At 62.9% G+C, this 13,018-nt stretch carries 14 protein-coding genes; 5 read left to right on the forward strand and 9 right to left on the reverse strand.

What is annotated here, in order from left to right:
• Positions 1-110: 110 nt before the first annotated feature.
• Positions 111-1,004 (reverse strand): hypothetical protein, encoded by an 894-nt coding sequence (locus tag CR152_RS07660; RefSeq protein ID WP_099874377.1) that lies wholly within the window; start codon positions 1,002-1,004, stop codon positions 111-113.
• 110 nt (positions 1,005-1,114) lie between these two features.
• On the reverse strand, positions 1,115-2,155 hold the full coding sequence (locus tag CR152_RS07665; protein ID WP_099874378.1) for a hypothetical protein: 1,041 nt from the start codon (positions 2,153-2,155) through the stop codon (positions 1,115-1,117).
• Positions 2,156-2,615: 460 nt separating this feature from the next.
• Here CR152_RS07665 and CR152_RS32750 point away from each other — a divergent pair, with 460 nt between their 5' ends.
• Complete coding sequence (locus CR152_RS32750; protein ID WP_157778374.1) at positions 2,616-3,011, forward strand: hypothetical protein; 396 nt, start codon at positions 2,616-2,618, stop codon at positions 3,009-3,011.
• Here CR152_RS32750 and CR152_RS07670 read toward each other — a convergent pair.
• The 7 genes from CR152_RS07670 to CR152_RS07700 form a co-directional block, all read right to left on the reverse strand.
• Positions 2,986-3,282, reverse strand: coding sequence for a hypothetical protein (locus CR152_RS07670; protein WP_099874379.1), 297 nt, complete (start codon positions 3,280-3,282; stop codon positions 2,986-2,988). The two genes, CR152_RS32750 and CR152_RS07670, sit on opposite strands and share 26 nt — an antisense overlap.
• Positions 3,275-3,652, reverse strand: coding sequence for a phage holin family protein (locus CR152_RS07675; protein ID WP_099874380.1), 378 nt, complete (start codon positions 3,650-3,652; stop codon positions 3,275-3,277). Before CR152_RS07675 ends, CR152_RS07670 begins: the two co-directional genes overlap by 8 nt.
• A gap of 5 nt (positions 3,653-3,657) precedes the next feature.
• Positions 3,658-3,978: an ElaB/YgaM/YqjD family protein gene (locus CR152_RS07680; protein ID WP_099874381.1), complete on the reverse strand. Its 321-nt coding sequence runs from the start codon at positions 3,976-3,978 to the stop codon at positions 3,658-3,660.
• A gap of 106 nt (positions 3,979-4,084) precedes the next feature.
• On the reverse strand, positions 4,085-4,939 hold the full coding sequence (ubiA, locus tag CR152_RS07685) for a 4-hydroxybenzoate octaprenyltransferase (RefSeq protein ID WP_099874382.1): 855 nt from the start codon (positions 4,937-4,939) through the stop codon (positions 4,085-4,087).
• Between the two features lie 104 nt (positions 4,940-5,043).
• Positions 5,044-7,059 carry a hybrid sensor histidine kinase/response regulator gene (locus CR152_RS07690; protein WP_099874383.1) on the reverse strand — a complete coding sequence of 672 codons (2,016 nt, stop codon included), beginning with the start codon at positions 7,057-7,059 and terminating at the stop codon, positions 5,044-5,046.
• A gap of 7 nt (positions 7,060-7,066) precedes the next feature.
• On the reverse strand, positions 7,067-8,215 hold the full coding sequence (locus CR152_RS07695; protein WP_208640090.1) for an acyl-CoA dehydrogenase family protein: 1,149 nt from the start codon (positions 8,213-8,215) through the stop codon (positions 7,067-7,069).
• A 365-nt stretch (positions 8,216-8,580) separates the two neighbouring features.
• Positions 8,581-9,552, reverse strand: coding sequence for a hydrogen peroxide-inducible genes activator (locus CR152_RS07700; RefSeq protein WP_099874385.1), 972 nt, complete (start codon positions 9,550-9,552; stop codon positions 8,581-8,583).
• Positions 9,553-9,705: 153 nt separating this feature from the next.
• On the opposite strand from CR152_RS07700, the gene CR152_RS07705 reads away from it, so the two are divergent.
• The 4 genes from CR152_RS07705 to CR152_RS07720 all read left to right on the forward strand — a co-directional run bounded on the left by CR152_RS07705 (position 9,706) and on the right by CR152_RS07720 (position 12,976).
• Complete coding sequence (locus CR152_RS07705) at positions 9,706-10,884, forward strand: PilT/PilU family type 4a pilus ATPase (protein WP_099874386.1); 1,179 nt, start codon at positions 9,706-9,708, stop codon at positions 10,882-10,884.
• 158 nt (positions 10,885-11,042) lie between these two features.
• Positions 11,043-11,516, forward strand: coding sequence for a D-glycero-beta-D-manno-heptose 1-phosphate adenylyltransferase (gene rfaE2, locus CR152_RS07710; RefSeq protein WP_099874387.1), 474 nt, complete (start codon positions 11,043-11,045; stop codon positions 11,514-11,516).
• A 10-nt stretch (positions 11,517-11,526) separates the two neighbouring features.
• Positions 11,527-12,585: a nucleotidyltransferase family protein gene (locus tag CR152_RS07715; protein WP_099874388.1), complete on the forward strand. Its 1,059-nt coding sequence runs from the start codon at positions 11,527-11,529 to the stop codon at positions 12,583-12,585.
• Between the two features lie 16 nt (positions 12,586-12,601).
• On the forward strand, positions 12,602-12,976 hold the full coding sequence (locus tag CR152_RS07720) for a hypothetical protein (protein ID WP_157778376.1): 375 nt from the start codon (positions 12,602-12,604) through the stop codon (positions 12,974-12,976).
• Positions 12,977-13,018: the final 42 nt, after the last annotated feature.

A 13,018-nucleotide genomic window follows, 5' to 3' on the forward strand; every position in this document is an offset into this window, starting at 1 on the left:
CAGCCCCGGGCGGCGAAGCAGCCGCCTGATCCCGACGCTCGCCGAACAGGGGCCCGTGCGCGCAAGCGCCGGGCCCTTGTTGTCTGTGCCGGCAGGACCAGTGGCTGCCGCTAGGCGGGCTGGTTGATGACGAGGTGAGTGGCGTACAGCTGGGAACTGGACGAGTCGGTATAGACCAGGCACAACTGGGTGTCGGTGGCGGCCAGCGCGGGGACCGAGGTCCCCTGGTCAAGAATTTTCTGGGCGGGATTCCAACCGGTGCCGTCGGGGAAGGTACTGACCCACAATTGCGGTCCATTGGAATCGGGATACACCATGTACAGGCAGTCCTGGAAGCAGGCCAGCGCCGGAATGGACGTGCCTTGTCCGTCGATGGGCTGTGCGTTGTTCCAGTTCACCCCGTCAATCGATGTGGTCCAGTACAACTGCGAGCTGTCCGAACCCGTGTACACCATGTACAGCGTGTCGCCCATGGTAGCGAGCGCCGGTACCGATGTGTACTGGTTGGGGATTTGCACCGCCTGTGTCCAGTTGATGCCGTCGGGCGAGGTGCTGGCCCAGAGCTGGTCGGAGCCGTTCGAATCGGCGTACACCATGCACAACGTTTCCCCGAGTGCCGCGAGCGCCGGGATCGACGTTTGTTGTCCGATCTGATTTGCTGGCGTCCACTTGGTGCCGTCTGTGGACTGCGTCTGATACAACTGCGGAAAGTCGTTGCCGTAGCCGGCATACAGCATGCACAGGGTGTCGCCAAGCAGGGCCAGCGCCGGCACATTGGTCTGCTGGTCGATTTGCGTGGCGTGTGACCACTTGATCATGTCGGTCGACAGCGTGGTCCAGATCTGCCCGTCACCGTTGGCGTCGCTGTAGGCCATGCAAAAGCCGCCTTGCGGCGCCGCCGCAAGCGCGGGAATCGAGGTAAATTGGCCGGTGATGGCGACCGGATCGGCAAACTGAATGACATTGTCGGCGCTGCGTTGGGGAATTTTCTCAGGCTTGTTCATGGCGATTCTCCGGTTGGTTGTGACGCAGTGGTGGTACGTGGGTGCGCCAGCTGGCGCGTGGCCCTTGCAGCGGCCAATTCGTGGCCGACTTCATGACTGGGAAAGCAGGATCAGCTGGCATCTTGTCCGCCCCACACCACCAGCGAAAAATCCTGGCGCGTGGGGGTCAGCTGGGACAGGGGCAGCACGTTGCGGTCGCTCGCATACACGGTCACCGTGTCGGGCGAGGTAATGGCCAGCCCCTTGCCCCATCGAAAACTGCTATTCATATAGGTTTCCGCAAGCGCCCACAGGATCAGGATGATTGCATTGGCCAGCGGCGTCTGATCGTTGAGCAGGTAGCTCAGCACGTCGGTCAGCGACTGGCTCACGCCCGGCACCGGCATGATGCGATGATCCAGTTTGGACAAGGGCAGGCCGGCCGCCAGGTCGATGCTGTACAGGCACATGAGGTTGTTGCTGCCGTCGTCATCGGCGTTCAGGGTGAACATGAAAATGCGGCCATCGGTCTGGGTGACCAGCGCCAGGCCAGCACCGGACTCGGCAAACGTGCTTGTGTGATAGACCGCGTCGAACAGAATCTGTCCGTATTGCAGGGTGTCGCTGCGGGAGCGGTACAGGGTCAGGCTGTTTCCATTGACGCCGGCGACGATGTAGCGCCCGCCCGGCCCCGCTTCCTTGGTCATGCCCACGCCGTTGATGCCTTCGGTGCGCGCGATGCTGCCAAGAACTTGCATCGGCTCGTTGCGCAGGGTCGCTTGCAGGTCGCAAATCTGGATCACGGACTGGTCGCCGCTGGTTTCGGTCGGCTGGATGCCCATGGCCATGAAGCTGCCGCAGGCCTGGGACGAGCAGGGATGGCACCAGCCTTGCTCGTCGGTATCGTAGGTGGCGGCGATCGTGCCGTCGGCGCCGGCACCGAGCCGGTCGGCGATCAGGTATTTGCCGCAGGTCGCCCCGGATTCCAGGTCGGTGTGGGTGAAAATGAGCTTGTCGGCGTAGGCGGCAATGCCCTTGAAATGCGAGAGCACCATGCCGCCAGGTGAGGTGGGATCGACCGGGCAGGCGTAGTAGTTGCGCGTGGCGGCGTCGGGAACGGCATGGAAGGCGGCCAGTACATCATGCATTTCGAGATTGGACGGGATCATCATGCTGCGCTCCTGGTGGTGGGCGTTGGGCGCTCGGTGGTGGGCGGATGTATCCAGTGTGGCAGTCTCTTGTCTGCGCGATAAGTATCTTTACCGTTACAGTCCGCCTTGTTACGGTAACCGGCCGGCGCCGGCGGCATGCTGGCGCAGGCCCGCGCAAATCCCGGCCGCCAGGAGCTCCGCCGGGCGATCGCCCAGGTTCGCAAAAGTCGAATTGACGCGACCACACGATGCTGGCGGCCGCGCCACCCTGCGCCCTGTTCGTGGACCGGCTCGAAGCCCTGTTCATTCTGCCGGCCATCACGCCCACCACCCGCAGCGCCACCCCGGCCCGGCACTGGCGAGGGCCAGACCGATGACATGCTGCTGCCCCAGGGCAAACAGCTTAATGAAGCGTTGAACTTGCTGGCGCGGCCGGACCTGGCGCTGCCGACAGTCCCAAGATCCACCTGCTCGACCCTGGGTGCGCGCGCGTATCTGCCTGGGCCTGGAACCGGATGCTACAAACGGCAAGGCGCGTCTGCAGCCGTTGGGCGAGCGCGATGCCGATATTGTGCCTTCAGGGAAAAGTACCTGTGTCGATCAGGTGAATGACAGCGAGAAGCTCTTGCTCAACATATTATTGATGGTGCTACATATGGAGGATGCGGGCAAGCGCGTGGGCGTCGATCCGCACATTACCAAGGTCCCTGCTGCGCCAGGCTGCGGCGCCGGGCAAGACCCGGACTTGCCCGGCGTGGGCGCTGCGGGATCGACCGCTTTTTCGCCAATCGCCATTTCACCCGTATCCGGGTCGCGGGAAGCCGGTTCTGGCAATGCCAGAGACGAGGGGCTTATTTCTTGCGCACCAGCCCCATGACACTGCGCGCCGCCTTGATCAGCGACAGGCCCATGGTCAGCATCGGCAGCACCTTGCCCGACTTGGCCATGACCAACCCAGCCACCGTCCCGACGATCCCCAGCGGCAGCTTCATGCCGCCGCCACCGAACAGTTTGCCGATCCCGCCCGCCGGATGATTCAGGGGCGTCATCAGCGCGCCAATCTCGCGCGCGGCGTCGCGCCGCTGCATCGAACACTGCACAATCAGCGCCTCGCGCCGTTCGGCCAGCGACAGTTTGTCGTTACTCATCGGCGTGCCCCGCATTCCTGATGAAATTGACGTCCTTGTTCAGTTCAGCCACGGTCGCTCCCAGCAGACGCGGACGCGCGTCGAAACTGCGCTTGACCTGCATCGCAATCAGGCCGCCGGCGACGCCGAACAGCGCCGCCATGGCGCCAATGGCTTCGAGCCGGTAGCTGTCCCAGAAAATGACCACCACCAGCAGCACCACCAGCAAGGCGGCGATGCCGAACAGGATCAGCGACGCCAGCGCAAGCACGAAATACCCAAGAAAGCGTTGCAGCTCCTCCTGCACCTCGACGGCGGCCAGTTCCAGCCGCGTTTGCACCATGGCGACGAGGGTCGCCCCGATCCGCCCCACCGATTCGGCGATCGCCATGCGCCTTACCTGCGCGAAATGAGCATGCCGATGATGCAGCCGGCTGCAGCACCGATCCCGACCGCTTTCCACGGGTTCTCTTGCACGTACTCGTCCGTCGCCTTGGCCGCGACCTTGGTTTTATGGACCACCGCTTCTTCCAGGCGAATCAGGTCCGCCTTGGCGCTCGTCAGGGTGCGCTCGAACTTGGCCTTGGCCGCCTGCAGCTCTTCGCCGGTCAGCTGGCTGCCGTGGCGCAGCCACTGTTCGGCATCCTGGATCACGGATTTCAGGTCGTTCATCAACTGGTCGCGCGCGCCTGGTTTGGTTGGGATGGATTCGATCATTTTTGTTACCTCGTAAGTGAATTTATAGGAAAGCCCAGTGTGCCGAACGCGTCGATGTAGATGTTGTGCGTTAGCAATATTGACTTTCTGTGTTATCGGAACAACATCAGCTGAAAGCGTAGTCTAACGCCACACCGGCAAAAAGGGCCGCACCCAACCAATTGTTGTGGCGAAAAGCGGCAAAACAAGCCATGCGTTCGCGTCCACGGATCAAAGTGTAGTGATAAAGCGCCACTGCGGCGGCCACGGCGACTCCCCCGACGAACCAGCCGCGCAAGCCTTCGAGCCAGCCGCACACGAGGATGATGGCCAGCGCGGCGCCGTAGCACAGCATGACGGCGGCCACGTCGAAGCGGCCGAAGGTGATGGCCGAGGTGCGGATGCCGATCCGGATGTCGTCGTCGCGGTCGACCATGGCGTATTCGGTGTCGTAGGCGATGGCCCAGAACACATTGGCCACCAGCAGCCACCAGGCCGCGGCCGGCACCTGGTCCTGCACGGCTGCAAAGCCCATCGGGATGCCGAAGCCGAAGGCGATGCCCAGGTAGGCCTGGGGAATGGCGAAAAAGCGCTTGAAGTAGGGATAGCTGCCGGCGATGATGACGGCGGCCACGGAGAGCTGCTTGGTCAGGGTGTTGAGCGGCAGGATCAGCAGGAAGGAAATCACGGACAGGGTGGCGGCGACAGCCAGCGCTTCCCAGCTCTTGATGCGCCCGCTGGTGAGGGGACGTTCGGCGGTGCGCTTGACGTGCTTGTCGAAGTCGCGGTCGGCGTAATCGTTGATGGCGCAGCCGGCCGAACGCATCAGGACGGTGCCGAGGGTGAAGATGGCAACGACGGCGGGGTCGGGCCTGCCCCGCGCGGCGATCCAGAGAGCGATCAGCGTGGGCCAGAGCAGCAGCAGGATGCCAATCGGCTTGTCCAGCCGGACCAGGCGGAAGTACAGCGACAACTTGTTCATGGTTGGGTCGCTGGCGCGACTGTCGTGGGCGAGCCTTGGATTTTACTGTGTTTGCACGAAGGCGTGAACGCCGTGTTGCACAGGCAAGCCGCACGCGCCCTCGCTCAGGGAACCGGCTGGTCCTGCCGCTCCAGAAGCGCTGTGAGGGTAGCCACCAGTTCCGTCACGATAAACGGCTTTGCCACATGCGCCTGAAAACCGGCATCGAACGCCCGCTGGCGATCCAGGGTGCTGGCGAATGCGGTCAGGGCCACCGCCGGCAGCGTGTCGCCCGCAAAGCCACGCCGCCGGATCTCGCCGATCAGCTGGTAGCCATCCATCTGCGGCATGCCGATATCGCTAACGACCACGTCGAGCGCCTCGCTACCGAGCAAATCGAGCGCGAGCAGCGCCGATGGTGCCGTGAGCACGTGCGCGCCATGCGCGCTGAGCACGTCTTTAAGCAACTCGCGCGTATCGGCGGCGTCTTCCACGAGGAGAATGCGGCGCTGTGCAAGCATGCGCGACTGCGCCGCCGGCAGCGCCGGGTGCTGGTGGGCAGGCCCTGTGCCGTCGCCCGCAGAGACAACAGGAAAGCGTAGCGTAAAGCTGGTGCCGAGCCCGCGCCCCGGACTGGTCACCGCAATGGTCCCTGAATGCAGTTCGGCGAGCTGTTTCGCAATCGACAGGCCGATTCCCAGGCCGCCATAGCGGCGCGTGCTCGAGGCGTCTTCCTGGCCGAATTTGTCGAACACATACGGCAGGAATTCGGCAGCGATGCCGCACCCGGTGTCTTCGATGACGATCTGCACGAGGCTGTGCGAGACGAGCGACGCGCGCACGTGAACCGTGCCTCCTTCCGGCGTGAACTTGATTGAATTACTCAGGATATTGTAGAGCACCTGCTGGAGCCGGTACACGTCGCCCGCGATCGTCACCGCGCCGACTGCATATTGCGTCATCAGCTTGAGCTGCTTGGCGTCGGTCATTGCCTGCACCGAATCAGTGGCCGCGCGCAGCAGGTCGAGCACCGCGATGTTGTGCAGTTGCAGGGTGAGCTTGCCGGTGACGATCGCGGACACATCCAGCAGATCCTCGATCAGCTTGGCCTGCAGCTTGGCATTGCGTTCGATAATATTGAGCGAGTACTGCAGGTCGGGCGCATCGCGGTGCTGAATGCGCAGAAGTTGCGTACGACCGATGACCGCGCTGAGCGGCGTGCGCAGCTCATGCGAGAGCAGGGCAAGGAATTCGTCCTTGATGCGCCCCAGGCGCTCGGCATTCTGGCGCCCCGCACGTTCCATTTCGATGGCGCGCACGACGTCGGAGACATCGCGCGCCGAGATCGAGGTACCGATAAACGTATGGTGTTCATCCTGCACCCGTGCCAGCGACACTTCCAGGTGCAGCGTTTGCGCATCGATGACGGTGCTCATTTTCGCTGTCAATGGCGATGCGCCGGCATGGATACGCGTCAGCAGCGTACCGAGCATGGCTGACCAGAACGGCAGCTCGGCAGCCGGCTGGTTGTGCCGCGGACGACACTGGAACAGCCGCTCCGCCCCCGTGCTCCAATACAGGACGTTATCGCGCGGGCCCAGCGAGAAAATCGCATCCGACGAGTGCTGCAGCAAACTGGCCAGGTAATGCTCCGAAATCACCGATTGGCGATAGGCGACGCTATCGACCGGTTTGGGTTCCGCCAGCCGGACGTTGGCGCGGTCCAGGGTGGTGCGCAGGCGCGAGCGCTGGCGGCTTGCCTGCACTGCGCGCATCAACTTCTCGCCCAGGCGCGGATCTCCCAGCGCCACCAGGGACCAGTTCGGGCCGAGCATGGGCACATAGCGCAATTCGGTCTGCACCGCCTCGAACTGTTCCCAGGCCGGTACGAAGAGAATCTGTCCGACCGGCCAGACAGTGCGAATCTGCCGGGCGATCGAGGCAGAATTGCCGACGCCGGGCCCGACCAGAACGACAGACGGTTCGCGGTCCTGGCCGATCAGGTCCTGGATGCACTCGACGGCGTCGGCCGGCGCAGCCAGGACGGCGTCGAGCTGCAGCTCCTTGAGCGGCTGCGCGAGCGCGCCATCGATGTCCGCGTGCGGGTCCGGGACGATGAGAAGGATGAGTTTATAGTTCACGGCGCTGTCACAGTAACGGCAAGCCCAGCAAAGAGCGCCCGGTCCAGATTTTCAGCATATCGGTCGTGGGCGACATCACATGCCCGGCGCGTGCATCGCGCAGCATCTGGCTCACCCGGCTGTTCTCGCGGTAGGCGATCCCGCCGCAAATCGTCATCGCTTCATTGGTGACCGCCACGGCGGTTTCGGCGGCATCGGCCTTGCAGGACAAAATGAACGGGAGCGCGTCCGGGTCGCCGCGGTCGCCGCGTTCTCCGGCTGCGTACAGCAGTTGCCGTGTCTTTTCGATGGACCTCCACATGTCGGCGTACTTCATCTGCAACTGCTCGATGTGGCGCAACGAGTCGCCGGTATGGCTGTAGCGCCGCGTGCGCAGATGCTCGCCAACGGCCTCGAGTGCTGATTGCGCGATGCCGAGGTAACTGCCCGCCATTGCCATGAGAAAGTAGGGCGCGATGACTTCGAACACGTACCAGATCTGGTCGCCAGTATCGCCCAACAGATTGGTGAGCGGCACGCGCGCATCCGTCAGACGCATACCGCGTGAAGAGTTTCCGCGCATGCCGAAGCCGTGCCAGGGTTCCAGCCATTCGACCCCGGCTGTGTCGCTGTCGACGATCAGGCAGCTCAAGTCGCCAATTTCGCCGGAATCCGGACTCAGTGCCGAGATCACGTACGAGTCGGCGCGCCCGCCGTTGGTGACGAACTGCTTGGTTCCATTGACCAGGAACTGGCCTGCGGCGAGGGTGATCAGCGTTTCGGAAAGATAGAAGTTGGCGCCGGTCCCGCTTTCGGACAGGGCCAGGGTGGTGATATGCTCCCCGCGCGCAATCTTGCTCAGGTAATTCTCGGATTGGTAGGAGGTCGCCTTGGCGGCGATCACGGCCGTCCCCACGCAATGCATGCCGAAGCACAGCGCGGACGACGGGCAGGCCTTGCCCAGCGTTTCGGTCAGCACCGCCAGCGCGAGCAGGCCCTGGCCATGGCCGCCGAGTTGTTCAGGCACTTGCAGGCCCATCAGCCCGGCCTTCGACAGCGCGGCCATCGAACGGGCAGGCCAGGCGGCCTCGCTGTCGACCTCGGAAGCGAAAGGAGCGATCTCGCTGGCGACAGTCGCTGCGGTATCTTTCAGCCTGAGTAGTTTGGTCGCAAACATGTTGGGCATCCTGTCCTGTCGAAAAAGCAAGCTCGGCGGCAGATCCGGGGAGGTGGCGCCAGATGCGATGTGTCGCTTAGGTAAATACAATTGTAGCGTTTTTGCTATCGGAACATATTTTCAATGGCCGCAATCGAACGGTCCGGGGCAGGCCTCGTTTTTCCCGCCTCGAGGGGTGGGGGAGCGGCCTTGCCAAGCCTGCCGAAGGCATGCTGGCGCCCTCGCTAGCGCGGCAGCGCTGCGAGGTGGCCGGGGCGGTGCCGGGCGAACCGGTCAGCGCTGGCGTTCCCGCGCAGGTGGCGAGGGCCAGGAGCGCGCCGAGCAGGCGCTTCCCGCCGCGGGCCTGGCCGGCCCAGGCGTGCCGATCATCGTGCAGCGGGTTGCATATCCCCATCGGGAACGGCCCGATCAGGCACGAACATCTCGACGCCCGGAAGGTCGCAGGCGGCAACCGCCTCGCACACCGCTTCGATCGCGGCGCGGCGGGTGAAACTCTTGCGCCAGACGATGACCACGCGGCGCTCGGGCACCGGCGCCTCGAACGGCACGAAGGCCAGCATGCTGCTGCGCGAATGCATGTCCGGCACCGAGGCGCGCGGCAGCACGGTCAGGCCGATGCCGCTGGCAACCATGTGGCGGATCGTTTCCAGCGACGAACCTTCAAAGGTGCGCTGCATGCCGTTGCCCGGCGACGAGAAGCGCGCCATTTCCGGACACACTTCCAGCACCTGGTCGCGGAAACAGTGACCGTTGCCTAATAACAACATCGTTTCGGATTTCAAATCCTGGGCCGAGATAGCGCTGCGCTTGGCCCACGGGTGGTTTTGCGGCACGGCCACGACGAACGGTTCGTCGTACAGGGTTTGCATCGACATCCCATGTTCGGGCAGCGGCAGCGCCATGATGGCCGCGTCCAGTTCGCCCTGGCGCAGCAGTTCGAGCAGGCGCACGGTGAAATTTTCCTGCAAGATCAGCGGCATCTGCGGCACCCGCTCGATGATGTTCTTCACCAGCGGCGGCAACAGGTACGGGCCGATGGTGTAGATCACCCCCAGGCGCAGGGGCCCGGCCAGCGGGTCCTTGTTCTGCTTGGCGAGTTCCTTGATGGCGGCGGTCTGTTCCAGCACGCGTTCGGCCTGCGCGATGATCTGCGCCCCGAGCGGGGTGACGGAAATTTCCGCGCCCCCGCGCTCGAACAGCACCACGCCGAGCTCGTCTTCGAGCTTCTTGATCGCGACCGACAACGTGGGTTGGGCGACGTAACACGCTTCGGCGGCGTGTCCGAAATGTCTCGCACGCGCGACGGCAACGATATATTTCAGTTCAGTCAGGGTCATATGGGTGCGGGCAGGAAGAAGACAGGCGCGGCGCGACTGTCGTGACACGAAGTTGCTTGTGCGTCAGCAAAGAAATTATATTCTACCGGAATGCAGTCGATATAATTGTGCCGCAGGCGGATTTTCGACCTGCCGACCATTTGAAAGGCGAGCATGTCCACCACTTTTGGCCCTCTGGAAGCGCAGGCCTACATCCATAAATTACTGACCGTGATGCACCATCAGGGCGGTTCCGACCTGTTCATCTCGGCCGATTTTCCTCCGAGCATGAAGTTTCAGGGCTCCATGAAACCGATGAGTCAGCAAAAGCTCACCGGCGAAGTCACGCGTGCGCTGGCCCTGTCGTTAATGAACGACAAGCAACGCAATGAGTTCGAGAAGGAAATGGAATGTAATTTTGCAATTTCTTTGCCGAATGTGTGTCGTTTCCGCGTCAATGTATACGTGCAGCAGCAGTGCGTGGCGATGGTGGTGCGGACGATCGCGTCCGAAATCCCGAATTTCGAGAAACTCGACCTGCCGGAAGTGCTGAAAGATGTCGTGATGACCAAGCGCGGGCTGGTGCTGGTGGTAGGCGGCACGGGCTCGGGCAAGTCGACCACCCTGGCGGCGATGATCGATTACCGCAACGCCAATTCGGCGGGGCACATCATCACGGTGGAAGACCCGGTCGAGTACGTCCACAGGAACAAGAGCTGCCTGATCACCCACCGCGAAGTGGGGGTGGACACGCATTCGTGGCACGCGGCGCTGAAAAACACCCTGCGCCAGGCGCCGGACGTGATCCTGATCGGCGAAATCCGCGATACCGAAACGATGGAGCACGCGATCGCGTTCGCCGAGACGGGCCACCTGTGCCTGGGCACCCTGCATGCGAATAACTCGAACCAGACCATGGACCGCATCATCAACTTCTTCCCGGAAGAGCGGCGCAACCAGTTGCTGATGGACCTGTCGTCGAACCTGCGCGCGATCGTCTCGCAGCGGCTGGTGCGCACGGAAGACGGGAAGGGGCGCAAGGCGGCGATCGAGATCTTGCTCAATACGGCCACGATCAGCGAGATGATCCTGAAGGGGAATTTCCAGTCGATCAAGGAGATCATGCACAAGTCGCGCGAGCTGGGCATGTGCACCTTCGACCAGGCGCTGTACGAGTTGTACAACCGCGGGCAGATTGGCTACGACGAAGCGATCCGCAACGCCGACTCGGCCAACGGCCTGCGCCTGCAGATCAAACTGCGCGGCGACCGCAAGGAACCCGGCACCGCCACCGCATCGCGCTCGAACGATTTGTCGATGGCGGTCGATGAGGATGAGGAAGAGGCAGAGTAAGCTCTTCGTCGTTACCGCTACCCCCCGTCGTTTCCCGCCACCACATCGTCGTTCCCGCGCAGGCGGGAACCCAAGTTTTCTCGGCTTAGCAACGGGCTTGGGTTCCCGCCTGCGCGGGAACGACGATGCTATCTAATTGAATTACACGGTAAGCCCCCATGCCCGACTTCGAAAACAAAATCTGCACCCGCCTTGATCTCGCCGCCCGCGTCGCCGCCCTGCCCAAACCGGTAGTGCTGACCAACGGCGTCTTCGACATCCTGCACCGTGGCCACGTCACCTACCTCGCCCAAGCGCGCGCCCTGGGCGCCTCGCTGGTGGTCGCGGCCAACACCGACGCCTCGGTCAAACGCCTCGGCAAGGGCGACGACCGTCCGCTCAACACCGCCCAGGACCGCATGGCCGTGCTGGCTGCGCTCGAATCGGTCAGCCTGGTCGTCGACTTCGACGAAGACACCGCGCTCGAAGTAGTCCTCGAAGCGCGACCGGACATCTACGCCAAGGGCGGCGACTACGACATGCAGGCCATTCCCGAAGGCCAGGCCGTGCTGGCCTACGGCGGCCAGGCCATCGCCATCGATTTCGAACACGACCGCTCGACCACCAAGCTGCTGTCGAAAATCCGCACATAAGGAGTCTGCCATGGGTGGAAACGCCATGAAACACGTCGGCGTCACCCGCCAGTCGGCCGCCGATTACGCCGCCATCACCGCCGCCACGATCGACAAGCTGCGCGCGCTGTTCCCCGCGATTCGCTGCCAGCCGATCCTCGCCTACGGCCAAAAGGAAACCTTCGGCGACAGCGACATCCTGATCGAATCGACCCACCTGCCGCCCGACTGGATCGAGCAGGTCAAAGCCGCCTTCGCGCCGCAGGACCTGATCGTCAATGGCGACGTGGTCTCCTTCGATTTCCGCTCGATGCAGATCGACCTGATCACCACCCCGGCCGAAGAAATGGAATTCGCCGCCTCGTACTACGCCTTCAACGACCTGGGAAACCTGATGGGCCGGATCGCCCACAAGATGGGCCTCAAGTACGGCCATGACGGCCTGTGGAAACTCCTGCGCGACAACGACCAGGTGTTCGCCGAGATCCTCATCACGCGCGACGTCGCCAAAACGTTCGCCCTGCTCGGCTACGACCACGTGCGCTATCTGGCCGGCTTCGAGAAGCTCGACGACGTGTTCCGCTTCGCCGCCTCGACCCCGTATTTCCATCGCCAGATTTACCTGCTCGACAACCGCAATGCCGCCAGCCGCGTGCGCGACGCCAAGCGGCCGTCGTACACCGCGTTCCTGACATGGATCGAAGACAAACCGGAACTCGACCGCTATACCTGGTCAGCCTGGGATGGCGGCAGGAACTCGCCCGAGCGCGATGCCGAACGGGCCGACTGGGAGCAGCGCATCTTCAACGACATCTTCCTTGATGCGCGCCCGCAATACCTGGCGGCCATCGATGAGCATGAAACCCACAAGCGCGCCAAACTGGTCTGGAACGGCACGTTCGTCGCCGCGCAAACCGGCTACCAGGGCAGGGAACTGGGCGAATTCATGGCCGCGTGCCGCGCGAACTTCATGAACGCGCCGCACGACCCTGCGCTGTCGTTCGAGCGGTGGGTGCTGACCCTCGCGCCGGAAGATATTGTCAACCACGTCCACGCTGTTCAGCAGACCTGGCTGTCGCGTGGAGCGTAGTGCCTATTGGAGAAGAATGAACCCACGCCGTCATCTCTTGCATGTGACCGTACTCATGGTGGGTCTCTGCACACCATTTGCCGCATTTGCGAATCCCAGTGTGACAGGACAGGCGGTTGCCTTTTATGGGATATACATGTTCGGTCCATTCATGCAGTCGCTGCTTTTCCTTTGTTATTTTCTCTGTATTACGCGCCGCCCATTTCGCCAGAAAATGACGATGCTGGCGCTGCTGTTCATGACCGCGCTGATGCTGGGACCGTTCCTGTTTTATGTGATGAATGGTCTGTCCCAGGTGGGCCTGGTTCTGCTCTGGATTGTGCCGGTGCTGGCGGTCATGGCTTACGCAATGGCGCATCCGCCCGAGGCAGACGAACCGGATCCATCGTAATCGACATGATCGCCGCACAACGCGGCGGGGCGCGCTGGGACG

Origin of the sequence: Massilia violaceinigra (assembly GCF_002752675.1) — a bacterium.
In the GTDB taxonomy this organism is placed as follows: Bacteria; Pseudomonadota; Gammaproteobacteria; order Burkholderiales; family Burkholderiaceae_D; genus Telluria_A; species Telluria_A violaceinigra.

Excerpts from the sequence above, each read along its gene's own strand:
- ubiA (WP_099874382.1), bottom strand. The coding sequence starts at position 4,939 with ATGAACAAGTTGTCGCTGTACTTCCGCCTGGTCCGGCTGGACAAGCCG.
- CR152_RS07680 (WP_099874381.1), bottom strand. The coding sequence starts at position 3,978 with ATGATCGAATCCATCCCAACCAAACCAGGCGCGCGCGACCAGTTGATG.
- CR152_RS07705 (WP_099874386.1), top strand. The coding sequence starts at position 9,706 with ATGTCCACCACTTTTGGCCCTCTGGAAGCGCAGGCCTACATCCATAAA.
- CR152_RS07695 (WP_208640090.1), bottom strand. The coding sequence starts at position 8,215 with ATGTTTGCGACCAAACTACTCAGGCTGAAAGATACCGCAGCGACTGTC.
- CR152_RS07660 (WP_099874377.1), bottom strand. The coding sequence starts at position 1,004 with ATGAACAAGCCTGAGAAAATTCCCCAACGCAGCGCCGACAATGTCATT.
- CR152_RS07720 (WP_157778376.1), top strand. The coding sequence starts at position 12,602 with ATGAACCCACGCCGTCATCTCTTGCATGTGACCGTACTCATGGTGGGT.
- CR152_RS07665 (WP_099874378.1), bottom strand. The coding sequence starts at position 2,155 with ATGATGATCCCGTCCAATCTCGAAATGCATGATGTACTGGCCGCCTTC.
- CR152_RS07700 (WP_099874385.1), bottom strand. The coding sequence starts at position 9,552 with ATGACCCTGACTGAACTGAAATATATCGTTGCCGTCGCGCGTGCGAGA.
- CR152_RS07675 (WP_099874380.1), bottom strand. The coding sequence starts at position 3,652 with ATGGCGATCGCCGAATCGGTGGGGCGGATCGGGGCGACCCTCGTCGCC.
- CR152_RS07670 (WP_099874379.1), bottom strand. The coding sequence starts at position 3,282 with ATGAGTAACGACAAACTGTCGCTGGCCGAACGGCGCGAGGCGCTGATT.
- CR152_RS07715 (WP_099874388.1), top strand. The coding sequence starts at position 11,527 with ATGGGTGGAAACGCCATGAAACACGTCGGCGTCACCCGCCAGTCGGCC.
- rfaE2 (WP_099874387.1), top strand. The coding sequence starts at position 11,043 with ATGCCCGACTTCGAAAACAAAATCTGCACCCGCCTTGATCTCGCCGCC.